General features: G+C 47.3%; 19 protein-coding genes. 3 read left to right on the top strand and 16 right to left on the bottom strand.

Annotated elements, in window-relative coordinates:
- Positions 1-36: 36 nt before the first annotated feature.
- The 3 genes from WCK19_RS08470 to WCK19_RS08460 all read right to left on the bottom strand — a co-directional run bounded on the left by WCK19_RS08470 (position 37) and on the right by WCK19_RS08460 (position 3,331).
- A complete protein-coding gene (locus tag WCK19_RS08470; RefSeq protein ID WP_342396945.1) occupies positions 37-1,317 on the bottom strand; it encodes an MFS transporter in 1,281 nt (426 codons plus the stop codon).
- Positions 1,318-1,476: 159 nt separating this feature from the next.
- Positions 1,477-2,085 carry a hypothetical protein gene (locus tag WCK19_RS08465; RefSeq protein ID WP_342396944.1) on the bottom strand — a complete coding sequence of 203 codons (609 nt, stop codon included), beginning with the start codon at positions 2,083-2,085 and terminating at the stop codon, positions 1,477-1,479.
- 283 nt (positions 2,086-2,368) lie between these two features.
- Positions 2,369-3,331: a type II CAAX endopeptidase family protein gene (locus WCK19_RS08460; RefSeq protein ID WP_342396943.1), complete on the bottom strand. Its 963-nt coding sequence runs from the start codon at positions 3,329-3,331 to the stop codon at positions 2,369-2,371.
- Positions 3,332-3,556: 225 nt separating this feature from the next.
- On the opposite strand from WCK19_RS08460, the gene WCK19_RS08455 reads away from it, so the two are divergent.
- A complete protein-coding gene (locus tag WCK19_RS08455) occupies positions 3,557-4,933 on the top strand; it encodes an MFS transporter (RefSeq protein WP_342396942.1) in 1,377 nt (458 codons plus the stop codon).
- Positions 4,934-5,164: 231 nt separating this feature from the next.
- Positions 5,165-6,019, top strand: a complete 855-nt coding sequence (locus tag WCK19_RS08450; protein WP_342396941.1) for a PHP domain-containing protein — start codon at positions 5,165-5,167, stop codon at positions 6,017-6,019.
- A gap of 181 nt (positions 6,020-6,200) precedes the next feature.
- On the opposite strand, the gene WCK19_RS08445 is transcribed toward WCK19_RS08450, so the two are convergent.
- The 7 genes from WCK19_RS08445 to WCK19_RS08415 all read right to left on the bottom strand — a co-directional run bounded on the left by WCK19_RS08445 (position 6,201) and on the right by WCK19_RS08415 (position 15,941).
- The gene (locus tag WCK19_RS08445; protein ID WP_342396940.1) at positions 6,201-8,120 is read right to left on the bottom strand and encodes an ABC transporter ATP-binding protein; all 1,920 of its coding nucleotides are present in this window, start codon (positions 8,118-8,120) and stop codon (positions 6,201-6,203) included.
- Positions 8,117-10,030, bottom strand: coding sequence for an ABC transporter ATP-binding protein (locus WCK19_RS08440; RefSeq protein ID WP_342396939.1), 1,914 nt, complete (start codon positions 10,028-10,030; stop codon positions 8,117-8,119). Before WCK19_RS08440 ends, WCK19_RS08445 begins: the two co-directional genes overlap by 4 nt.
- Positions 10,031-10,231: 201 nt before the next feature.
- A complete protein-coding gene (locus WCK19_RS08435) occupies positions 10,232-11,116 on the bottom strand; it encodes a carbohydrate ABC transporter permease (RefSeq protein WP_342396938.1) in 885 nt (294 codons plus the stop codon).
- On the bottom strand, positions 11,113-12,072 hold the full coding sequence (locus WCK19_RS08430) for a sugar ABC transporter permease (RefSeq protein WP_342396937.1): 960 nt from the start codon (positions 12,070-12,072) through the stop codon (positions 11,113-11,115). Before WCK19_RS08430 ends, WCK19_RS08435 begins: the two co-directional genes overlap by 4 nt.
- 115 nt (positions 12,073-12,187) lie before the next feature.
- A complete protein-coding gene (locus tag WCK19_RS08425; protein ID WP_342396936.1) occupies positions 12,188-13,621 on the bottom strand; it encodes a sugar ABC transporter substrate-binding protein in 1,434 nt (477 codons plus the stop codon).
- 266 nt (positions 13,622-13,887) lie between these two features.
- The gene (locus tag WCK19_RS08420) at positions 13,888-14,814 is read right to left on the bottom strand and encodes a lysophospholipid acyltransferase family protein (RefSeq protein WP_342396935.1); all 927 of its coding nucleotides are present in this window, start codon (positions 14,812-14,814) and stop codon (positions 13,888-13,890) included.
- A 95-nt stretch (positions 14,815-14,909) separates the two neighbouring features.
- A complete protein-coding gene (locus WCK19_RS08415) occupies positions 14,910-15,941 on the bottom strand; it encodes a DUF2156 domain-containing protein (RefSeq protein ID WP_342396934.1) in 1,032 nt (343 codons plus the stop codon).
- Positions 15,942-16,086: 145 nt separating this feature from the next.
- On the opposite strand from WCK19_RS08415, the gene xth reads away from it, so the two are divergent.
- Complete coding sequence (gene xth / locus WCK19_RS08410) at positions 16,087-16,872, top strand: exodeoxyribonuclease III (RefSeq protein WP_342396933.1); 786 nt, start codon at positions 16,087-16,089, stop codon at positions 16,870-16,872.
- Between the two features lie 68 nt (positions 16,873-16,940).
- Here xth and WCK19_RS08405 read toward each other — a convergent pair whose 3' ends face one another.
- The 6 genes from WCK19_RS08405 to WCK19_RS08380 form a co-directional block, all read right to left on the bottom strand.
- A complete protein-coding gene (locus WCK19_RS08405; protein WP_342396932.1) occupies positions 16,941-17,873 on the bottom strand; it encodes an ABC transporter permease subunit in 933 nt (310 codons plus the stop codon).
- A gap of 15 nt (positions 17,874-17,888) precedes the next feature.
- Entirely contained in the window at positions 17,889-18,920 is a 1,032-nt protein-coding gene (locus WCK19_RS08400) for a sugar ABC transporter permease (RefSeq protein WP_342396931.1), read from the bottom strand.
- Between the two features lie 239 nt (positions 18,921-19,159).
- A complete protein-coding gene (locus tag WCK19_RS08395; protein WP_342396930.1) occupies positions 19,160-20,506 on the bottom strand; it encodes a hypothetical protein in 1,347 nt (448 codons plus the stop codon).
- A gap of 289 nt (positions 20,507-20,795) precedes the next feature.
- Complete coding sequence (locus tag WCK19_RS08390; RefSeq protein ID WP_342396929.1) at positions 20,796-22,067, bottom strand: ROK family transcriptional regulator; 1,272 nt, start codon at positions 22,065-22,067, stop codon at positions 20,796-20,798.
- 271 nt (positions 22,068-22,338) lie between these two features.
- Positions 22,339-23,718: a class F sortase gene (locus WCK19_RS08385; protein ID WP_342396928.1), complete on the bottom strand. Its 1,380-nt coding sequence runs from the start codon at positions 23,716-23,718 to the stop codon at positions 22,339-22,341.
- 20 nt (positions 23,719-23,738) lie between these two features.
- Complete coding sequence (locus WCK19_RS08380; protein ID WP_342396927.1) at positions 23,739-24,755, bottom strand: beta-ketoacyl-ACP synthase III; 1,017 nt, start codon at positions 24,753-24,755, stop codon at positions 23,739-23,741.
- Positions 24,756-24,924 lie beyond the last annotated feature (169 nt).

The raw sequence follows: 24,924 nt of genomic DNA, 5'->3' as shown, positions 1-24,924 counted from the left end.
CGCCTTTAGCCCCCTTATTCTTGTCTGCGCGGTGGTTCACTCATTTTCTGGAGAAGGGGCAAGTATTTCGTTCTGTGGCGCAACTTTGCCAGAGGTCAAATAGTGTTCTTCCCAGAATTTGAACGCTATTACGCCAATGATGACTAGCCCTCCCACTGCCCCGAAAACCACCCAGCATAAAACTGGAAAGCCGTTTGCTTTTCCGGTATCGTATAACCAACCGCCTAGCAAGTTACCTGCCATCCCGCCAAATGCCAGCGCCAGCGAACTAAAGCCGAAGAAGCTTGCCAGCGTATCTTCGGTGGCGTAGCGCGAGGTGAGCGTAAAAGCCATGGGGTCAACTAGAAGGCGACCAAAGGCGTAAATTGCTACACAGAACAGTAATAGAGCATAGTTTGATACGAAAGTAATGGCGAACAAGCCCACTGTGCTGAAAGCGATGCCGATACCAATGGCACTAATCGGTTTCATCCACTTGCTGATTAATTTTATGCTGAAGAATTGCAGCAAGATTGCCATGCCGCTATTGATGGCGAAAATCAGGCTTACGCTGTCCTCTGAGCCGGTCAGTTCCACCGCTATCAGTGGTAGGCAGATATTAATTTGTACATACAGGAAGTAATAGCCAATTAAAAGGACATGGACTAATACGAAAGGGCGGTTACGCCATACCAGCCCTAATTTGCCAAATATATCACCCGGTCTGACGCTCTTCTGCGCTTTTTCGGCTCTTTCGATTTCTGGTACAAATAGCAAGATGAGTAGGAAGCACAGCACATAGATTCCGCCGGAAACCATTCCTACCACCATAAAATTGAATTTTAGCAGCATTGAGCCTACCAGCGGTCCTAGTGCCATACCCACATTGCCTACGGTGATTGAGAGGGAAAAGACACTTTCGCGGTTGTAGCCCTTGCTGTAGTATGCCAGCGATGCCTTACCGCTTGCTTCAAAGCATGCGCCGCCCAACGCTGCCACCACGCCCCCCAACATTAAACCTAGCGGTTCGGTTGCTACTGCAATCCAGCCAAAGCCCAAAGCCCGTACCAGATTGCCCAGCATCATCATTTTAGAATAGCCCGCCCAATCGGCTATTGGTCCGGCGAAGGGACCAAGCCCTTGCTGTATGAACTGTCGAATAGCCAGTACCAGCCCTGCCATACCTGCGCCCAATAGCAGGTCACGGGTGATATGCACCGCCAGCAAAGGTACTAACATGAAAAACCCAAACCACATCAAGCCAGTGTTGAGCAATAGTACCAGAATGGGGGTTAAATTACGTCTGTTCCGCTTGGGTTTGGCTCTACTTATATTCACGCTAGACCTATACAGTTTGGTTTATTATGTTGACGGCGCATATAACTTTAGCACAATTGTAGCGTCAATAAAATCAGGGTTTTTGCGTAATTGAGCAATAAAAAACAGACAAGAGATATAACTCTTGCCTGCTTTTGTCGGTAGCTTGCTTATTCCGAATTACTTGGTGGGTGTCGGGGTAGCGCCCATATCTGCGAAGCCTTTAAACATGGCGGACATAACGCCGGGGGTGGTTAGGATTACCACTATGGTTTTCTTGCCTTTCATTTGGTCAACCATCTTTTTAACTCCATCTGCGCTCAAGCCGGGTACGTTCAATTGGGTTGCCAGAGCCGAAGGGTCTTCTGTAACAGGGGTAACTGCGAAGAGCATATCGGAGGTTTCGCCTTTGGCATAAAACGCGCCAATTGCATCACCCTGTTTAGTAGGTTTGGTTTCGCCCGGCATTGCGAAGACGAAGCCTGCTTTGATGGCGGCAGCATCGAGCGTGCTGGCTACTTTGTCCATGGTATCATCAGAGACGTAGATTTTAATCGCTGCGCCCGGTAGCTGCTTCAGGCTATCGCCCAGTAGCGCGGCATCAATTGTAATTTCTTGCAAGCCGCTGATTCCTCCCAGACTAACCCCGCTTATGTTGGGTGCGGCTGGAACTGGCGTGGCAGTTGGAGCAGGGGTAGCAGTTGAGTCTCCGCATGCTGCGAGTGCTAGTGAAAGAAGTAGAGATAAAGCCACTACGAATGATACTGCCATTTTCTTCTTGAGTAACATTAATTTCCTCCTTGAGGGAAATGAAGTAATGAATAGAGAAATGACCACACATACTGCCTTCACCCATTATTAACCCGAAATTATTCTAAAGCAATACCGATATGCTATGGACATAAGAATCCAGAGGCGGTAATATTTCTCTACTTATTGAAATTTGGAGTAAAAATAGAAGACTCGATTCCTGGAGAAGAACCGAGTCTTGTGCAGTTTTGCCCGTAACACTGTGGAGTAGTGTGAGGGGAATGGAACTGTAAAGTTTTTGACTTTACAATCCCGATTTGTTCTAAGCAGTTTTATCTTTTTTGACCATCTTCGGTATTACGAAGACATCCAGCAACATAGAGAACATGGTCATCATATGGATGATTACGCCAGTCCATGTGTTTTTGGTTTTATTGGTCAGATAACCTGCGATAAAGCCGATGGGAATTGCCATTGGACCCGCCATTAGAGCGCGTTCTTTGAAACTTACCGGAGCTACAAAGAAGTGATTCAGCGCGTAAGGCAGTGTGGTTAGCAATAGCGATTTTCCTGTGCTAACTTTCTTGTCCTTGAGAGCCGAAATCATTATGCCGCGCCATAAAAATTCTTCGGCAAAGATGAGAACGGGGAACAGATACATCATTTTCTGTTTTACCAGAATGTTCTCCATCTCTTCCATTACCGCGCCACCACGTTTGTAATAGACGTAGGTATTGCCGACATCTGAGATAAACAGAACGCTGCCACCTAGCAGCCCTAGCGCGATTGCCTTGCCTAAATTATCTTTGGTAATATAGATGTCTTTCCAGCCATTTTGTTTTTTACCGAGATAAGCGGCAAGACCGAATGAGCCAAACACATACAGATAAAGTGCGGGCCATTCTTTTAACTTGGTGAAATGCCCGATTGCGCCAGAAGCCCAAATTGCGCCTACCAGACCGCCCACCATTTTCAGACGTTTGTCGGCGTTTTTATTCAGGCTTAATGTTGAACCGGCAGCAACTTCAGAAGCAGATGCTCTGAGTAATAAACCCAGTTGCAGTGCAGTTTTTACGCTTTCTGCTGCAAACTGAAGTTCGTCATTAACTTTGGTTAGTGTGCCGGGTTTTATATCCGAAAGAAGCAGGTCTTTTTTTTCTTCTACCGGATTGTAGTTTTTCTCTCCGGGCATTGAGACAAGTTTTTTAGCCTTTAACAGCTTGTACAAGCCAATCCCTCCTGCCACTCCGGCAGCTAAACCGGTGGCAAGCTTTATCTTCGACATCGCGTTTTCTCCTGTCCAGTTTGAAGATGGACTCCAATGCTTGAATAGTTATAGCATCAAAGGTTAAAAATAACCGTAAAAACAAGTAGAAAGTTGGTAAATATTTATTATATTTGTAAAAATAGCTATATTGAAATAAAATACACTATTATTTACCAAAATTTACATTTTTCTAAGCTATTCTTTGAAAAAACAATTGATTAAGAATGGAGGAAATAAAACTGGATGGAAGCCAACTCTCGCCGCCAGATATTGATAATCCTGTTTCTTGGCGTGCTAATGGGCGCACTCGATATTGCTATTGTTGGACCCGCCTTGCCTGCTATTGGGCAAGATTTCGGGGTTGACGAACGGGGTCAATCTTGGTTGTTTACTAGCTATGTGCTGTTAAATTTGATTGGCGCACCCTTGATGGCTAAACTGAGCGACCGCTATGGTCGGCGCAATGTTTATTTATTGGATATTGCTTTGTTTGGGGCAGGTTCTTTACTGGTAGCGATTGCACCAAGCTACTGGTTATTATTGGTTGGACGCGCCGCGCAGGGTTTGGGCGCAGGTGGTGTGTTCCCGGTGGCAGGTGCTGTTATAGGCGACACCTTCCCGGAAGATAAACGAGGTAGCGCTTTAGGTTTAATTGGGGCGGTTTTTGGCATTTCTTTTATCATAGGTCCGATTCTGGGCGGCATTTTGCTTTTGTTTAGCTGGAAATGGCTATTCTTAATCAATGTGCCGTTCGCCGTATTTACCATCTGGATGGCGGCACGCAAATTGCCAACCTCCCGTCTCGCTACTCGCCTACCTTTCGATGCTCTTGGTATGCTGGCGCTGACGGTAATGTTGAGCGGCATGACCATCGGTATCAGTCAGCTTGAAACCGGGGATTTGCTTTCCAGCCTACTATCATGGCAAGTTGGTCCGTTCCTGCTGCTTACCTTAATTTGTATCCCGCTCTTTATTTGGAGAGAAAAACGCGCCCCTGACCCGATTATACACCCGCGTTTGCTCGGAACTAAGCAAATGCTGCTGGTGAACGGCTTGTCCATCGGGGCGGGAGCAGGTGAAGGCGCAATGGTGTTTTTACCAGCGATGGCGGTTGCCTCTTTTGCCGTAACCAAATCTACCGCCAGTTTCCTCTTGATGCCGGTGGTGCTGGCAATGGCGGTTGGTTCGCCTATGGCAGGTCGCTACCTCGATAAATTTGGCTCAAAAAAGGTTTTACTATTCGGAACTACTGCAACCACACTCGGTATCTTCATTCTATCGGTACTGGGCGAACAGTTATGGGCTTATATTGTCGCTGAAATAATAATCGGGCTTGGTTTGGGCGGTTTGCTGGGCGCACCCTTGCGCTATATCTTGCTGGCAGAAGCTTCGCTGGAAGACCGCGCAGCGGCTCAGGGTATGCTTCCGGTTTCATCTGGCATTGGGCAACTTCTGAGCGGGGCGTTGGTAGGAGCAGTGGCGGATAGCTTGGGAGGCAGCACAAGCGGCTATAAAGCAGCCTTTGTATGTGTGGCAGTAGTGGCACTGGTTATGGTGTTCTTGGCTCTGCTACTGAAGAATCGGCAGCAAGAACAAGCCGATATTCTGGCAACTAAATAACTGAAAAAGGAACTTGCGGGGAATATTTCCTCGCAAAGTAAAGCGTCAGCTAGTATTAAATGTTTGGTTTAAATTTGGTTTAAGCTTTGTTAAAGTATAATACCTTAAAACATGACAAACTGTAATGCTTTTTCATTAATGATATGGTAGAATATATCTATAATAGATGAAAGCTATTAAAAAGTATAAAAGCTGCGATTTCGTTGTATAACTTGGGAGCGTGTTTTCAAAATGCAATTACAAACTAAAATGCCCGGATTGGGCGTGGACTTCCATATGCACACGCTGGCGAGCGATGGGTTATGGACTCCAGATACGCTGGTAGAAACTGCTGTTACGCAAGGTGTAAGAATAATAACCGTAACCGATCACGATACTATCGGAAATGTTGAACCAGTACGCTTGAAGGCTCAAGCGCGTGGTATCGGTTTTGTACCCGGTTTGGAACTAACGGTGGGCTGGAAAGGCTCAAATTATCACCTCTTGATGTTTAACTTTGACCCTACTGATTCCCGCTTGAACGCACTGCTAGAAGATACTCAATATCGAGTGCTTCAGAAAAAAGAAAAAATACTCAATTACCTTTACGGTTTGGGTTATCAGTTACACGGTCTTGATCATGTGCGCCGTCCCGATGGTGATTTTATGATATACGACATACCGCGTGCGTTGGTGCGTGGTAACGAAGTTCAAAATTACGATCATGCTTATTCGGTTTGTATGGGCGGTGGCTTTGAAGAAATCATTAACCAACCCGCCGAACTAGGCTTTGAAATCGGCAATGCTGCCGGGGCGGTAATGGTATTGGCGCATCCCGGTAGGAGTGACCCCGGAATATCCTACGCCTCTGACCATGTGCTTGGAGAGTTCGTTGAAATGGGTCTATCCGGCGTAGAGGCGTACCACTACTCCCATAGCATTGAAGCAATGGAGCGATTAGTGCGATTTGCTCGCAAAAACGACCTAGCTATAAGTTGTGGCTCAGATAGCCATAATGAGGCTCGTAAGCCAATGCCGTGGAATCCAGAGCTATGTCGTACTTTACTGGAGCGATTGGATATTGAGCTACCCGCAATAGCCGCCTAACCCACTTTTAATATTCCAAAGATGTAGTAAAATTCTCATCGCTGAGAATAAAAGTTCTCAATATCCGCTTCATGGCATACCACAAGTTAGAATTTCCCCACAACTAACCTGAACCTTTTATCGAAATCAAAAAGGCTCCCAACTCAAAGGAGCGGTAAGCCTTTAGGATTTAGACTTCTTTTCAGGCGGCGGCTTCTTGGCGGCGGAACTGGCTCATATACAGGTTGTAGAAAACCCCTTGTGCCTCCAACAAATTCTGGAAATTGCCCCGCTCCACGATTTCGCCATCTTTCAATACCAAAATCTGGTCGGCGTTTTTAATGGTACTGAGCCGATGCGCTATTACAAAGCTAGTACGCCCCTGTAACAACTTTTCAAGTGCAGCTTGTATCATGCGCTCAGTGCGCGTATCCACGCTAGAAGTAGCTTCATCCAGTATCAGAATACGCGGATTTGCCATTGCTGCACGTGCTATGGAGATTAATTGGCGTTGCCCCTGACTCAAGCCTCGTCCCCGTTCACCTAACACCGTATTGTAGCCTTCTGGCAGATTTTCAATGAAAGTATCAGCGCGTGCAAGACGGGCTGCTTCTTTCACTTGCACATCGGTAGCTTCTGGATTGCCAAAGCGGATATTGTTCATAATGGTATCGCTGAACAGAAAGCTATCCTGCAAAACAATACCGATTTGGCGGCGCAGACTGGCGGCGGTTACATCGCGCACATCCTTGCCATCAATGCTGATTTTCCCGCCGGTCACATCGTAGAAACGTGGAATCAGGTTAATAATAGTGGTTTTACCTGCTCCGGTTGGTCCTACAATGGCGATAGTTTTGCCTGCTTCCACCGAAAAGCTTATGTTTTTCAGCACCGGGTCGCCCGCTACATATTCCGCGCTAACCTGCTCAAACTCAATCTCGCCCTTAATGGTGGGCATTTGAATTGCATTTGGCTTATCCACAATTTCGAGCTTTTCGTCCAGCAAGCCAAAGATACGCTCTGCTCCCGCGATTGCGCTCTGGATATTTACCCACAACACTGAGATTTGCTGAATTGGCTGGTTCAAACGCTGGATATAGTTCAGGAAGGTTATGACTAATCCCAGCGAAAGAGTTGTACCTAATAGGTCTTGCCCACGTAACAGCAAAATGCCGCCAACTCCGGTTACAATCGCCAACGCGATGTAGCCAAGCCCTTCGAGGGTTGGAGCGAGTGCGCTAGTGAAAGCTACCGCCTTGATATTGGCATCGCGGTTAGCGGCGTTCACATTGCGGAAATTCTCCAAATTCTCGTCTTCGCGTGAGAAAGCCTGCACCTCGCGTACTCCTGATATGCTTTGCTGCAATTCGGCGTTTACGTTGCCCATTTGCAGACGAGAGCGGCGGAAGGCTTTGCGAGCTTGCCCAGAGAACCATGCGGTGGAAATAATCATGAAAGGCACAATGGTAAGGCATATCAAGGCAAAAACTAAGCTTTTAGTGAGCATATTAAAAATAACCCACCCTATTAACATTATGCCTGCCATTACGTTTACCAGCGCAAAGCTGATAGCCTGCTGAATAGTCTCTGAGTCGTTGGTAATACGGCTCATCAGGTCGCCTACTTCGTGCTTGGAGTAAAAGCCCAGCGATAGGCTATGCAGCTGATCAAAAAGGTCAGTTCGCATGCGCTTCAATACTTTCTGACCCGCCCAGCCCATCGCAAAAAAGACCATACCATTGGCAATTGCGCCCAGCAAAAACAATCCCAACAGTTTTGCTACCAGCCAGCCCAACCCTGCGACCCTGTCCCCACTGTTCAGGTTGTGGGCGTTTAGGTCGTAGGTGCAGTTTGGCACACTCTGAGCCAGTAGGCTGCCGCCTTCGCCTTGTTGTGCGGCAGCAGGGGCGGTAAGATAGCAGTCCACTGCCTGTCCAATTAGGTCGGGTACCATTACTTGAGACCAGACCGAGATAATTACCAGTGTAATTGCTCCCACCAGCACAAGGCTATAAGGTTTGAAATATCCGGCAAATCGCTTTAACGTTTTGCTGGTGCGCTGCGGTTTAATGAATTCGCGATCCATCAAGCCCCGCGCATGCATGCCTCCTCCTCCCATCATAATCGAGCCTCCTGTTCTACCAGTTCGCCCGCGATTTCGGAATGGGCGTCATCTACCAGTTGTGATTGATAAATCTGGGCATATATTTCGCTATTTTCCATCAATTCTTCGTGAGCGCCGCGTGCTACTACTGCACCTTTATCTAATACCAGAATCTGGTCTGCGTTTAGTACGGTGCTGATGCGCTGTGCAATTACAAAACTGGTGCGCCCTTGCATCAAGCGATCCAACGCCTTCTGGATTTGATATTCAGTTTCCACATCTACGCTACTGGTAGAATCATCCAGTATAAGGATGTGTGGGTCTAGCAATAAAGCTCTGGCTATGGCAATGCGTTGCTTCTGTCCGCCGCTCAGGGTTGAGCCGCGCTCTCCTACAGTCGTATCGTAACCTTCCGGGAATTCCATAATGAAATTGTGGGCGGCGGCAGCTTTTGCCGCTTCGATGACTTCTTCCATAGTGGCATCGGAACGCCCAAACGCGATATTATCGTGGATAGTGCCGGTAAAAAGGTTGGTTTCCTGTAGCACAATTCCAATTTGTCGCCGCATAGATTCGATAGTTACATCGCGAATATTGATACCGTCTATTAATATTTGTCCTTCGGTGGGGTCATAGAAGCGAGGTAGCAGGTTTATAATAGTGGTTTTACCGCTTCCGGTTGCGCCAAGTAAGGCGAAAGTCTGCCCCGGTTTTGCTACCAAACTAACCCTGCTCAAAACAGGCTTGTCCCCTCCGGGATACTTGAAAGTGACCTCGCGAAATTCCACTTCGCCCTGAATGGTGGGCAACGCCGTTGCGCCGGGCTTGTCGGTCACATCGCTTTTAGCATCCAGAATTTCAAAAATGCGGGTGGCGGAGGCGGCAGCTTGCGACATTTGCGTAATAATCATGCCAAGTTGAGCCAGCGGAAAGAATACAAAGCTTAGGTAAAGGCTGAACTGCTGGTATTGTCCTAGTGTCAGGGTGTTATCAATAATCATCCAGCCGCCTACAAATAGCACCAAAGCCTGTCCAAAGTTTGCAATGAAAAAGACCATTGGGAAAAGGAAGCTGAAAATTCGCGCTACCCGAATTTGCTGGTACATTTGTTCTTCGGCAGCAACATTGAATTTGGCGCGTTCTTCCGGCTCACGGGCAAAGGCTTTTACCACTTTGATACCCGCTAAGTTCTCCTGCAAAATGGTATTAAGGGCTGATAGCTTTTGCTGTAATACCATAAACAAGGGGCGTGTAAGCATACCGAAGCCTAAAAACAAGGCGAACGCTAACGGCAAAATTGGAAGTATTGCCAACGCCAAGCCGAAATTATTTAAAAACAGGATTAAGATAGTGCCAAGAAACAACGCCAGCGCGGATACCGTCATCAGCAAACCTTGCCCGATAAAGAGACGCACCTTTTCCACATCATCGGTAGCGCGAATCATTAACTGCCCGGTTTGCTGCTTATCGTGATAGCTGAAAGAAAGGTGCTGGATTTTCCCATACAGGTCGTTACGCATATCATAGGCAATGCTCTGGGAAAGTTTCTCACCGTTATAGGCTTGTAGGAAGGCGAATATTCCGCGCACAAGCGCGAACCCCACTATCGCCAGACCTGCAATGATAATATTTCTCTCGGCGTTCCCGTTATTATCCAGCACTACCTGATGCGACAAACCCAAACGGGCTTCGATTGCAGGCTGGAAATTAGCTGGTACTGCCAATATTTTTTGAGCAAGTACCCCATTAGTTACTGCGTCAATAACATTACGTACAAGGGTTGGAACCGCAAGTTGTGCAATTGAAGCCAACACCAGCGCACCGTAGGCTATCCACATTATGCGCGGATAGTGGTTGTTATAGCTGAGCGCACGCCGTAACGCTTTCATGCTGGGTTTAGGTTGGTCAGGTCGTCTTCTCATCATCATTTGTATAATATGCTTTCTTTGGATTCACGACAGTTCTGACTGCCTTTAATCAAATTCTAACTTATTATGGTTGTTTATGTCATTTAAATCAATTTATGCGAGTGTACCCATTCGTACAGACTACAGCTATATATGATAGCAGAACATTTGTAAAAGCTAATGATAGATTTATAATAGAGTTTGTGCAATCAGCAAAATGGATTATTTTATTCCGGTGAGGGTGATTCCTTCAATGAAGAAACGCTGCGCCAACAGGTATAAAATTACTACCGGCAGCATGGCTAGTAGCGCCGCCGCCATCATTAGTTCCCATTGTGGATTGATGCTACCACGCAAAAAGCGAATCCCCTGCGCTACCGTGTAAAGCGATTGGTCTCTGATGTAAATCTGGGGGGTTAGGTAGTCGTTCCACGTGTTCTGAAAGGTCAAAACCGCTACTGCCGCTTCTGCCGGAAGAATGAGCGGCATCATAATGCGGAAAATGATTTGAGGCGTGTTTGCGCCGTCAATGCGGGCGGCTTCCTCAAACTCAATTGGCACGGTCATCAGGAATTGGCGCAATAGGAAGATATTGAAGGCGTTGCCGAAGAACGCGGGGACAATTACGGGTAAGAGCGTATCTAGCCAGCCCAAAAAGTTGAAAAGGGCGAAGGTTGGAACCATCGTAACCGGGAAGGGAATCATCATGGTTGTCAGCAGAATAATGAACAAAAGGTTTTTGCCGGGGGCGCGTAACCGGGCAAAGCCGTATGCTACCAACGTACTAGAAACCATTGTACCGACTACATTTAGAATGGTAATCACAAAGCTGTTTAAGTAAAGTTTGCCGAAATCCAGTCCGGTGTAGGTGAAAGAGCGGGGGTAATTGCTCCACTCAAACGGGTCTGGGAACCAATCGGGCGAGGATACCTGATAGGAAGGCTTGAGCGAGGTTAGAAACATCCAGACCAGCGGCAAAATATAGAGCAGTGAGCCTGCCGCTAGGGCGGTATAAATTAGAAACAGCCCCCCAATTTTACGCCACGCGCGTGTACCTTTGAGCGGAATAGCTTCGGCGGCAACATGCTTATCGAACAAGCCTCTCACTTTCGCCGCTCCTTTCCAGTCTCGTTTTCGTAATATACCCATGCGCTAGAGGAACGGACAACCAGCAACGTAAACAGCAAAATTATTATAAACAATATCCATGCCAATGCCGCCGCGTAGCCCGCTTCCTGATTTACAAAGGCGCGGCGGTACAGATACACTAGATAAAAGAGCGTGGAGTCGAGCGGTCCGCCCCCCGTAGCCACCGCTGCGGTGGTGTAACTCTGGAAGGTTTGAATTAGCGCCAATACCAGATTAAAGAAAATGGTCGGCGAGAGCATCGGAATTGTGATGTACCTGAATCGACCGAATTTTCCTGCGCCGTCCAATTCTGCCGCCTCGTAAAGTTGTTCGGGTATGCCTTTCAAACCTGCGATATAGGTTATCAGGCTGCTGCCCAACCCCCACAGGCTCATTATTACTAGCGCATATAAAGCGGTATTGGGGTCGGAGAGCCAGCGCGGACCCTTGATTCCCAATCTATCTAATAGGTTGTTAATTAACCCTTTGTCTGGCTCGAATAACCAGACCCACAGCACCACATAGGCAGTGCCTGAGAGGATTGCAGGTAGGTAAAAAATGGTACGGAAGAAGCTAACCCCCTTGATTTTTTGCGCCAGCATTAGCGCCACCGCAAGCGAAATGATTTGCGAGAGCGGCACATATAAGGCGGCAAAGGTGAAAGTTACCCGTAAGGCTGTCCAGAAAGCCTCGTCCTCCCTTATGCGTTCGTAGTTTCGCGTCCCCACCCATTTTATGGGGGTGAAGTAATCCCAGCTTACAAAACTGAGCAAGAACGAAGCCAACATAGGACCTGCCACAAACACAAAAAAGCCAATAAGCCACGGAGAGATACATAGGTAAAAGGCTATAGCTTCTCGGTGGTTGAAAGCGGCTCTTTTGTTCCAGATAGGTTCGTTTGTTGCAAGAGGTCTAGCGGATTTTATCCTTTTCAAAGGGAACTCCTGCTCGGTAAACAGGTTTGTTTACTGATGGTTCTGACGCGAGGCAATTATACCAGTAAAAGAGACACCCTGTGCTTCCACAGGATGCCTCTTGCAACTTTTGGAGTTACTTGTTCGAATCAATCTTGTCTTTTAGCGCTTTATCGGCTTTGGTAGCAGCATCTTTCAAAGTCGCTGCTGGGTCAGCTTTAGGGTCGGTGATGACTTTGGTAAGAGCGTCGCCCAATTCTTTCGCGCCCGCGCTGTTCCAGTATGGGGTAAAGTTAGCGGTGATTGGCTTGAAGAACTCGGTTTGTGCAGTCCAAACTTTGTCTAGCGCGTTGGTGTTCTTGTCGGCGATGGATTTCAACGGAGTCAAACCCCAATCCTTGAAGAACTGCCCACCGCCATCAGGGCTGACGAAGAAGCTCAGCACTTTCCAAGCCGCGTCTTTATTCGCGCTCTTAGAGTAGATGCCGAAACCGCCCCAGTTGATGGCGTTTGCTTTTTGCGTGCCAATAGGCAACCCCACAACCCCGATATTATTGGTCAGCTTAGGATTCTTGAGCAAATTAGCCTGAGGCCAACGCCCGTCAATCAATATAGCGGCAGTCCCGTTCGCGAAATTGTCGTTACCGCCCTTCCACTTGTTAATATCTGAAGGGGGCGCCGCGTAACCGTTGCGATACAAATCCGCTACTAGGGTTAGAGCTTTAACCGCCGGTTCGCTATCCAGAAAGCCGGAGTATTTGGAACCGTCTGCTGCAATCAGGGTTGCGCCCTGTGTGAAAGCAATCGCTTCAAAACCGCGCTGCCATGCTGCGGTCAGTTGCGCTCCATATTGGGTCACTTTGCCACTGCTATCCTTTACGGTCAGTTTTTGGGCGGCAGCTTTAAAATCGTCCCATGTCCAGTTTTCGGTAGGCTCAGCAACACCAGCCGCTTTAAAGAGTTCCTTATTGTAATAAAGAGCTACCGGGCTGAAATCTTTGGGGAACAAATATTGCTTACCTGCTTGCTGCCCCGGTTGTAAAGTATTGGGCAGAAAGACCGAAGTATCAAGCTTTACGCCGGGAACGGCAGTACCGTTGATATAGGGGGTTAGGTCTTCGTATGCGCCTTTCTTCACAAAGTCGGCAACTTCATCATCCCCGATAAAAATCAGGTCGGGAGCTTTGCCGGAGGCTACCTGAGTTAGCAACGAGCCGTAATAGTCGGAGTCGGTTACTGGTTCAACCTTAATATCAATTCCGGGATAGACTTTCTTGAAGGCTTCAATAGTTTGGTTGTAAGGGGCTAAACCATCCCCGCTGTCGCCAGTACCGATGCGAATTGTGACAGTCTTTCCCGTTGTGGCGGTAGTAGCGGCGGCAGTAGCGGCGGCAGTAGTAGCAGCCGCAGTAGTAGCGGCGGCAGTAGTAGCAGCCGATGTAGCCGCTTTGGTAGCAACGGCGGTAGTAGCTGGTACGGCAGTGGCAGTATTATCCCCGCATGCGGCAATTGCCAGACTTAATAGCAAAGTAATCAATGCCAACGCCAAAACCCGTTGTTTTTTACGCATTACTTCTCTCCTTCCTCTTGTTTTCAGGTAATAGGTGATTAGACTACAGCATATTATTGATACTAATAAATATGCACAAATCATAACAAAAATAACACCTATTGCATATAATTGCAATTAGCTATGATTGCGTTTTATCCTGAAATCCCTAACAATCGCTTCGGATTAACAGCAAAAAGCTTTTGCAACTACAATAAGATAACTTAGTTTATCCATATTGTCAAGAATTTGTTTTACAACGGTTTGAATTGTAATATTAAATCTTATTAAATGATTTTGTTCTTAGTAGCGTGGTGTGCTTGTATGTTGTTAGCTAGTTCAGGAAATGCCGGGTCAATTCGAAAAGCGTAACCATCCCAATAGCCGTCACGTTCAGGTATAAAACGTCTGGGGGCAGCCATATTCGCGTAGAGAGCCGCTGTTTTCATTCGTTTTTGGGTTTCAAGCCGGAGTTCTTCGGGCTTACGGCGTAGCGCTTCCTCAACTAGTATGGGTGGCAGAACCCGTATGCTCATCCGTTGCCCGTAACGCAAGCGTGGAGAGAAGGGATATTCCCACACCCGATGGCTTCCGGTCAATACTACTGGAAGGATTGGACGCTTGAAGTGGCGTGCCAATGCAAATGCTCCGGCTGTAAAATCTATTTCTATGCCAAGAATGCTACCTTGCGGGAAAATTACCAAGCTTTCGCCCTTTGCAAACACTTTCCCGGCTTGTCGCAATAACTGGCGGTAGCTACTGACCCCTCGTTCGGGGCATATTTCAAGTTGCCCGGTGTCGCGCAGGAATGGTCCAAGCCAATCCCACTCGTGGAAAAGTTCATCTCTGGCTACAAAGCGCATTTGCAGCGGTAACTCTACCAACCCTAGAAAATCGGCAAAACCCTCATGCAGCGGGATAACAACATACTGCTCTAACGGGTCAATCAGCTTTAATCCTTTAATCTCTAACCGAATGTCGAGATGTTGGCGTACACAACGTGCCATCCAGCGTAAGGTATTCCACATTGCTTTGCGCTGCCCGGTTCGTCCTAGCCAGCGAATCGTTTGGGTGGGGATGCCCATATACAAAGCTGCCCCTGCTAAGGTACGCAGATAAGTATCAGCATCCGGCAGAGCTATTTTACCGCCGGGCAATTTATAGGGTAGAGAGGATTTTGATTTAACTAAAGATTTTCCCAATTGCGATGTCATGAGGTCAGTTTACCACTTTATTTGCCGCAGTTTTGCCATTCAATAGCAGTGTGGGACGCTTCTCAATTACCTGCCATTGTTTCGGCAATTTTGCGTTAGTTTGATAGGTACAGGCGTAAGATTGCCAATCCACCTTGCGTTAAGCCTATGCCCCCCGGATAGAAAGCATATAGCGGTTTCCATGTAGGCAAGAATTTTCGCTTGAAGTCGTGCAACCCTTCAAAGTCATAATAATTATGTAAGTAGTGTTTGACTTGTTTGAGCAGCCAGCCTGCGCTTAGCATGTCTTCCTGCTTATTGACTGTAGTGAGTGGTGAAGCGCCTAGCGATATCGCGCTGTAACCTTCCTCTCGGAACGTTAGCGCCGAACGCGCAATCAGAAATTCCATTATACCCGGCATCGCTTCGTTTCTGCGCCGCATAAGGTCAAGCGTCCACCCGTTAGCAGTATAGCGCGGCAACCAACTTACCATTCCGTGAACTTTACCCGTTTTGTCTATTGCGTAATAGCACCTGACTTCAGAGTTTAGCAGACTGGCGATAGTGCCGAGGGTAAAGCCTAGTTCTGGCATGTTTTTATTGCGTACCCACTCCCGCGAGATTTGCCTGAACTGCGCCGTTATTTCATTATTTCCCGGCATAAAACGGCAAAACTGGATTTCTTCACGGTTGGCGCGATTCAGTGAAGTGCGTACATCCTGCCAATTTTTACCCTTGAACTCTAGCAATGCTAGTTCGATGGCTGCATCTTCCGCCACCTGCACTCCTTTGTAACCTAGTGTGCGGTAATGCCGATGAGGTTTCTCTATGGAGAAAAAGACCGGAACCCATCTTTTGCGGCGACAAGCCGCGCTGAACTCTGATATGCACCTTTTGATTGCTTCCGGTTGTCCGGTTGGGTCGCCTACCGTAATTGCTGCGCCGAAATTTACCCGATAAGCTACGAAAGCCTGCCCGGTACTCTCAAAAAACAAACGGTTATCAGGATTTAGCATTAGGTAAGAAAGTGAGTGCTTTCCCCACTCTTGCAGAAGTTGCCGGGCTTTTTCTCGGCGCGTTTCCATTAGAAGTTGTCGGGGAGAAAGTAGATTATCGCTTGTTATTTCCGAAGCCTCAAGGTTTACCATGTATTAGAATTGCCCACCCGGTCACTGTTATCAGATATATTTGAGATATAATAGCTCTATCTATATTTTAAGGGGCAAAGTAGGTTGTAAAATTTAATTAGCGTCAATAAATCGAATCGTTAGAGTAATAATTATAGAGGTAAATTTGAAGTTGAAACTGGCTAGTTGGAACGTCAATTCTGTGAATATCAGGCTTCCCCACCTTGTGCAGTGGCTGCAATCGCGCCAACCTGATGTGCTGTGCTTGCAGGAAATTAAATGCACCGATGCTAAGTTTCCGGCAGAGGCGATTGCGCCAATCGGTTATCGCAGCTTTGTATTTGGGCAGCCGGGCTATAATGGCGTGGCATTGGTGGTTAAAGCTTCGCTGGCAGAGCAAGTAGCGGATTTGCAAATGGGCTTTCCCGGTGATACCAGCGACCCTTCGCGCCGTTTAATAGCCGCCACTATTGCTGGGGTGCGTGTTATTAATGTATATGTCCCAAACGGGCAGGAAGTAGGCAGTGAGAAATATGCCTATAAACTGGATTGGTTCGCAAAGCTTCGGGAAGATTTAATTTCCCACTGGAATCCGGCTCAAAAGCTGGCAATTTTGGGCGATTTCAATGTAGCGCCTATTTCGCTGGATGTGTATGACCCCAAGGCGCGTGAGGGTAAAATCCTTTTCAGCCAATCAGAGCGGGACGCGCTGGAGAATTTGAAAAGCTGGGGTTTGTTTGACTCCTTTCGTACTTTGAATCCGGATAAAGTGGCATATTCGTGGTGGGATTATCGTGAAAACTCATATCGGCGCAATATGGGTTTGCGGATTGACCATATTCTGGTGAGCGAAAGCCTGTTGCAAAGTTGCCGCACTTCTGAAATAGACTCAGAACCGCGCAGTTGGGAACGACCTTCCGATCACGCCCCCATTTTTGCTGTGTTTGAATAATCAGCAAATAAAAACCCCGTTCCCTGAACCGGAGCGGGGGGTTTTTTAGTCTATGGCTTGCTAATAATTTAGCCCTTTACGCCACCGGCAGTTAGACCGGACACTATATAGCGTTGGAGCGCGAGATATACTACCGAAACGGGCAAAGCGACCAATAAGGCGAAAGCGCAGAATTGATCCCATGGCGTGGAACGGGCATATTGACCCGACATCTGCGAAAGCGCCATTGCCAGCGTAAAATCTTTTGGATTGGTGAGGAACTGCCATGAGAAATAGAACTCAGTCCAACCACCGATAAAACCAAACAGGGCGGTTACTGCCAGCGCCGGAGTAGAGAGCGGCAGAATTATCTGGAAAAAAATCTGGTTGCGGTTAGCGCCATCAATCATACCGGCTTCCTCAAGGTCTTTTGGAATAGTATCCAGAAAGCCTTTGAGGTTCCATGTGGCGAAAGGCAAAAGACCGGAGGTAATGGCTAGACCCACCCCCCACAGAGAGTTGCGTAGATTAAACTCGCCGACCTGTATCCGATTCATGAAAGCGAAAAGCGGCGCGATAGTTGCTACTGAGGGAAGCATCAAAACCGCCAATATTGCCAGAAACACAAAGCCTCGTCCGGGGAACTTAAAGCGCGAGAAGGCGTAAGCGGCGCTGACTCCCAACAAAACCGATGCAAAAGAAGCGCCAGCCGCCAACTTGAAGCTGTTGAAAGTTAGGTCAAGGAAGGATACAGGGTTGGTAGTAGGTTTATCCAGCACTTTTTGATATGCCTCAAATGTAATTGCCCCTTCCGGTAAAAACCCGGTTATACGTTTAGAGGTGCTAATAGATTGGCTTACCACCCATGCAATCGGGAACAATACGGTAAAGGCAACGAAAAGGCACAAAACTTGGTAAAGTAACTGCTTATACCATTTGAGAGGGCGACCAATTGCGCCCTTCATTTTAGCTTCTGCGCCGGCAACGGCTTTTGCCTGTACGGCTGTAGCTTCAACTGTCATTGTTGTTACCCTCTTTTAATCTACCGATGCGGTTGCTTTAGTTATTCTGGTGGTAATCAGGCTGATTGTTAGCAGAATAAAGAACATATAGATAGCAAAAGCCGCGCCGATGCCGTATAACTGGTTGGTGTTAACCAACTTGAAGGCTTGCGTTACCAGCAACTCGGTACGCCCAAAGGGACGACCTTCTGACATAAAATAAGAGAGATGGAATAGGTTAAAAGTGGTTATAAAGCCGAATACCGCAAAAGGTATCATCGCTACCCGCAACATGGGTACTGTAATATTGAAGAACTGTTGGCTACCGCTTGCTCCGTCCACTGTCGCTGCCTCGTAAAGGTCTTTGGGAATACTCTGGAGAGCACCGGTTGCTACCACCGAGTTAAGGGGCCACCCCAGCCATATATTCGTAAATAAAAGCGCGTAGTATGCAATCGGGAGGAACATAAAATCGCCCTGTGAATTTTCCAGCCATGGAATCTTTATGATGCTTACCCCATTGACATTTGTAGCCAGCCCTAATGGACCTAATAAGAAACCGAGCAGGATATTAAAGACACCGGTATCGGTATCAAAAATCTTTTTCCAGACTGTCGCTATAATGATGGCAGGAATAACCACCGGAAGAATATAAATAGCCCGGTATAAACGTTTAAACCACAACCCCTCCACATTCAGTAATACCGCGATGAGAACTCCTAATACCACGTGGAAAACCACGTTAGAGAGCGCCCACCACAGGTTGAAGGTTAGAGTCCCTACGAAATCAAAGGAAGGAATAACATTTTTGATGGTATCCCCGTTCAGAATATGCAGATAGTTATCCAGACCAACCCAGTTGGCTGCCGGAGCATCGTACTTCAGGTTCTTTAACCCGTAATCGGTAAAAGACATATAGACTTGGAAGCCAAGCGGAAACAAGGTAATAACTGCCATTACCACTACTGCTGGTAGAATGTACATATAAGCGGTACGGGTATCTCTGGAACGAATCCAGAAACTCGCGCGTCCAGCTTTTGGTACGGCAGAAACGTTTTTTATAGCCATAGGACCTATCCTCAAAAGCAGATTTATTTAATAAAATTGGCTTTGCCGTGACGGGCAGCGGTTAGAGTGTAGGGTTTAAGCCCGTATTATTTTTAATCGAATGCGAAAAGGGTGAGAGGAGTTGCGCCATTACTCCATTAAAGGCACATAAAAACCTTATCATAGTAAATATGATTATGCAATTCTAAAAGGAATGGGTCTTGCCGCAGCGCAGCAAAACCCATTTTTCTTAGCTAAGACTACTTGCCGTTAGCTTTATTCATCGCAGAGCAAGCATCTGCTACCGCTTTGACCGGGTCTGAACCCTTGTCGAGGACGAGCGAGAAGGCATCGCCGAAAGGAGTCCAGAAGTTATCTAACGATTTGGATTGTGGACGAGGCAGACCGGTTGCTACCGCAGTGGCAAAGCCCTGTGAAATTGGGTCAGTAACCTTCAGGGTTTTGTCAGCCGGGATATGACCAACCGCGATAAAGAGATTCTCAATCTTGGGAGAGGTCATATAGAGCGCAAAGTTAATCGCGTTCTGCAATTTCTCGCCCTTGAGGTTCGGGTTGATGTACCAACCGTCAACGCCAGTTAAGGGGTTGGCAGAGCCTTTAGGACCGGCAGGAATTGCCGCAATACCGAGTTTGTCGCTCAGCGCCTTGGTGAAGTCGGCAGTCATCCAAGGACCTTCAACAACCGCGTCAAGTTGACCGTTCTGGAAAGCCTGATGCAATTTGTCGCCGTCTGAGAGGAATTGTGCGCCAGCCGCTTTCAAATCCTGAAGATACTTGAGGGCATCGGAAAAACCGCCTTGATCTGCTACGCACTTGCCGCTGTCATCCAGCAAATTTCCGCCGTAACCGCCAGTCCAACCGAAGTTGTGATACGCGCTGGTTTGGAAGCCGAACTTGGTACCGGCTTTAGCCGCCGCAAGCAGTTCATCGGTGGTTTTGGGAGCGGTTTTAATCTTGTCCTTGTTATAGAACAAGGCTACGGCTTTGAGCGATTCAGGCACCATATACAGCTTGCCATCTACTTTAGAGCCATTTACTGCTACCGGCAGAATGTTATCCAACTTGCCCTTCAGCGCATCATCAAGGTTTGCAACCAAATTAGCGCGGGCTTCGGAGCCGAGGCTGTCGTTAGGGGCGATGAACAGGTCAGGTCCGCCGCCGGCGGCAACTTCGGTTTCCCATTTCTTAAAGATTTGGTCGAACGGAACATCCAGTGGAGAAGCCTGAACTTTCGGGTAATCCTTCTGGAATTGAACTAACCCTGCTGCCAGAGCATCTGCTTCGCCGCCCTTACCGCCTGAACCGTAAGCGTGCCAGAAGCTAATATTTCCGGTTATAGCGGGCAATGCTGCTGCCGCTGCAGTAGTAGTAGCCGCTGCGGTAGTAGCCGCTGCAGTAGTAGCCGCTGCAGTAGTAGTAGCCGCTGCGGTGGTAGCCGCTGCCGCAGTGGTAGCTGCCTTAGTAGCTGCTGCGGTAGTAGTCGGTACGGGCGTAGCAGTGTTATCACCACAAGCCGCTAACATAACGGTGATGGTTAAAGCTACCATCAATGCCGAAATAAACTTAAACAACTTTTTAGTTGCCACTTTTTTCCTCCTTGCAAGAGTAAGACTACAAAATCAAATTAACAAACGTCAACCGGAATTTTTTAGATTCCGGAGGAACCAAAATTGGCGAGGAGAGATTTGCTCTACTAGGTGAGCAATCCGATCTTTGCAGTTCGTTTTGGAAAGAGAATAGAAAGAACTGTCAAAGATAAAAAATATGGCTAATTGAGGTCTAATTAGTAGATGAAGATTGTATAACGAGAGTAAAATACCACTACTAAAGGGCTTCTATGCCCTGCTAAGTGTTCTCATCCGCTGAAAACCACTACTAGCCTGTAACTAAAGATAATTGCGGGCCTTTAAAGACCTCTTGAAGTACCAGCATCGCGGCTCCAATTGCAACCGCTTCTATACCCAATTTTCCCCGTACAATTTGCATTCCTTGAAACGATGCCACCAAACTACGGTCTTTAGCAGTTTGCTTTATTTGGTTGAGTATTACCTCGCCCACCGCAGCGACTCCACCGCCAAGAATAATCATACTGGGATTAAAGAGATTGACCAATGTGGCGAGAGCGATACCAATATATCGCCCTGCGTCACTGATGACTTCCATTGAAAGGTTATCACCGGAGGCTGCCGCTTCTCCGATAGCAGCTACGGTAAGATCAGCCGGATCACATATTTTGGTTAGAGTAGTATCTCTACCTGCTTGAATCGCTAACCTGATGCGATTAATAATAGCAGGCGTACCTGCCATGCTTTCCAGACAACCAAAACTGCCGCAACGACAGGGGGGACCATCTCTGGTAATGGTAATATGCCCGATTTCTCCCGCGCTCCCGTTTGCCCCGCGAAATATTTTCCCATCTACAACCATTCCACAGCCGATGCCTGTACCGAGTTTAACATAGGCAAGGTTGTTTTGTCCTAGCCCTGCGCCTCGCCATCTTTCGCCAATTGCGCCCAGATTAGCATCGTTATCAACCAACACCGGAAGCTGGAATTCCTCAGAAAGATAACGGCGTAAAGGAAATTTGTTCCAACCCGGCATCAAAGGGGGCATTACCACTGTACCGGTTTCAAAATCAAGAGGACCCGTTACACCTAATCCAATTCCATAGAGCCGTTTATTTTTTAGGAATTCACTCTCTACAATTCGTCTTATCAACTCCACCAAGATTGGTATGCCTATTTCTGGTCCATTTTCCACCGAAAACTCGGCATTAAATTCAGCAACAGGATTACCTTCAAGGTCTGCTAGTAAAGCCAATAAATGGTTTGCACCCATATCAATACCCAGCACATATGCGACGCTGTAATTGAAATTTACCATTATTGGGCGACGACCACCCTTGCTTTCACCGATTCCAGACTCATGGACTATGCCTTCATCGAGCAGGGATGAGATAATGTTACTAACGGCAGAACGACTTAATTGTGTGCGTACTGCAATTTCTGCTCGCGAAATGCTGCCTTCCTGACGGATAAAATTCAGCACAATGCTGCGATTTAATTCGCCAATTAGTCCTGCATCGGCTTTGCCTTTATGGGTACCGTTAATCCAACTCGATGTATGATTAAAGCTATCTTTTACCATCTATCGGCATTATCAATATAGTTGTAAAACGTAGGGTCAAGAAATTTATGTGAGATATGCACAAATTATACTACTCTAAACTTTGTTTGTCAAGTAGAATAACAAAGTGCAGCAGGGCTTATACTGGCTTTCTGTATAGTCTCAATTTTTCGCGGTAAATGCCCTAATTGTATGGTGGACCCAGTTGTCAAGACACAGAATTTGGTGAGAATAGTGGGTTTTGTCTTCAAAAGACCCCATGCTGCCATCACGAAATCCATTTTTAGGTAATTTATTCTACCAACCTAGAATTAACAATCAGGCGATTGTTATAGCTTCGGCTGGCAGGGTCAAAATCACCTATACAGGTAATCAAGTTTAGATTGGGGGTTGCGGACGCGCCAAAAACGGATTCGCTTGCTCCGCCATATGCTGGAACACTGGACACCCCTGTAACAACAAAGGTTTGCCTTTTATCAAGGCTACTCTGCACATAAATCAGGTCGCCCGGCGCAAGGCTACCCAGATTATAAAATACGACCTTTCCAAGGTTGTACCAATCCCGATGTCCCGCAATAACCGCATTACCCGCTTCGCCGGGACGCGCCCCGTACTTGTACCAGCCAACATTATTGGGGTTGGCAGGGACATCCATATTCCCGTTTGGTAAAACTCCCACATATTCAATGGGTGTATCAATACCAAGCTTGGGTATAATCAAGCGGGCGATGGGTTGCGTATAAGCTGGCGCAATACCATAAGGCGTAGAATATCGCCAATTGTAATAATGGCTGCCCACGTTGCCCATTTCAACCTGAAAACCGGGTGGGTTGGAAGGTGTATAAGTTAGGGCGCGACGCTCGAACAACTGCACCAATACATCCTTCTCCACTCCCCCCACCCGTGAGCGCGTCCAGTAAGCTTCGGTGATGGGATAGCCAAAGGCGAAAACCCAATTTTCTATTGTTTGTATTTGTAAGCTTCGATCTATCATTACTGGTCCATTCAGGTTCATAAAGTGCCATAACACCCCCGGAATGTTATGTCCCAGCGTAGGTTCATAATAGGCTTTTGCAGTTTCAGGATATTGGGTTATAAGGCTGTAATCGGTACTAACTGAACCATCCTTAGCGAGTACGGAAATTATCGGTTGGCTATTTTGCGGGAAGCGATTATCCATCGCAAGGCTGGCAAGGTCTTTGAAGCTGGCGTAAGTGGGGCTGTTGCTGTTGTACTCGGCTGCGTCCCCACTGACCGGAATATTGGCAGGGGCGTATTTATAACTTTCTTCGGGATTATTGCCCATTTGCATTTTGCCAGATACCATTTCGCGCACCAACAAACCGTTGGTCACATACCATTTGCTATTGCGGTCACTGGCAGGTTGGGTTATTTCCATGCGGCTTTTATCCCAATATTGCACGCGCCTAACCCCGTTTGGCGATTGGGCATATGCTTCACTGGTTATGGCAAAGGGGGCAGGTCCCCAGTACCATGAGCGAGAAGTAGCTCCCAACCCTACGGGCCAATCGGTTCGCTCCCATACCTTCAAATAATACCAGTCGTCATTTATGGAGAGTTCGGCTCTTGCCGAAGTAGGTATTAGCAGCAAAAGAGCGAGGATTTGGACGCTCAATATCATGAAAATAAATCGTTTAAAATGGAAACTCATAACAAATTTACTCTGTAAATCTAGTTCTCAGGGTTTAAACCCCATTTTATTATAGTAGCTCCCCAAGTAAAACCGCCACCAAAGCCGGCAACTGCTAGGTACATTCCCTGTCTGAGCTTGCTTTCATGCATAGCATCGTAGAGGGCGAGCGGGATTGATGCAGAACTGGTATTGCCATACCGCTCCAGATTTTGATAAGAAATTCCATCGGGCAACTCAAGGCGTTTTTGTACCGCCTCTATTATACGGCTGTTTGCTTGGTGTGCAATCAATAAACTCAGGTCACTTAACTGTAAATCGGAGCGTTTTAGGGCTTCAAGGGTGGCATCCGCCATCCCACGCACCGCTGCTTTAAACACTTCCGAGCCGTTCATACGCAAAAAGTGGAGCTTATCGCGAACGGTGTTTTCGGTGGTTGGGTAGCGACTACCGCCGCCCGGAATACTCAGGCAATCGGCTTTCGAGCCATCGCTTTTGAGGGCAACTTCCAGAATCCCGCCCGCTTTTTCATCGAAACTGGATTGCACTATTGCCGCGCCTGCACCGTCTCCGAAAAGCACACAAGTGCTGCGGTCTTCCCAATCTACCACACGGGACATAGTTTCTGAGCCGATAATCAAAACTACCCTTGCCATTCCGCTGTGGATGAAGGCACGCGCAACTCCTAGACCATACACAAAACCAGCGCAAGCGGCTTCAAGGTCGAACGCGCCCGCTTTGCTCGCCCCTAGCGAGGCTTGCACTAGCGCAGCAGTGCTAGGGAAAGGGTGTTCAGGAATAAGAGTGGCGCAAATAATCAGGTCTATTTCTTCCGGGCGCAGTTTTGCCATTTTAAGCGCATTTTTTCCGGCTTCAAGCGCCATAGTGAAGGTGGTTTCATGGCTCTCAGCGATGCGACGCTGGCTAATTCCGGTGCGTTGCCTAATCCATTCATCACTGGTATTTAGCGTCTTTTCTAGGTCATGGTTGGAAAGAATTTTCTGAGGTAAATAAACTCCTACCCCGGTAATCGCAGCAGCTGGATGCCCCTTGTTCAAACTGATTGTCCTCCGGAACGAATACTATAATGCAGATAGCTGTAACCCGATTAACCGAGCTGTTAATATAGATTGGAATGGGGTTATTATACCTCAAGAATTGCATAAAAAACCATAAAGCAAAGAATCGGGACAGAGTTGTATAGTCAAAAGCTTGACAAAAAGGCAA

Source organism: Candidatus Chlorohelix sp. (genome assembly GCF_037138995.1).
Lineage (GTDB): Bacteria > Chloroflexota > Chloroflexia > Chloroheliales > Chloroheliaceae > Chlorohelix.
Note: the sequence above shows the minus strand (reverse complement) of the source record. Positions and strands in the feature narration are given on the sequence as shown.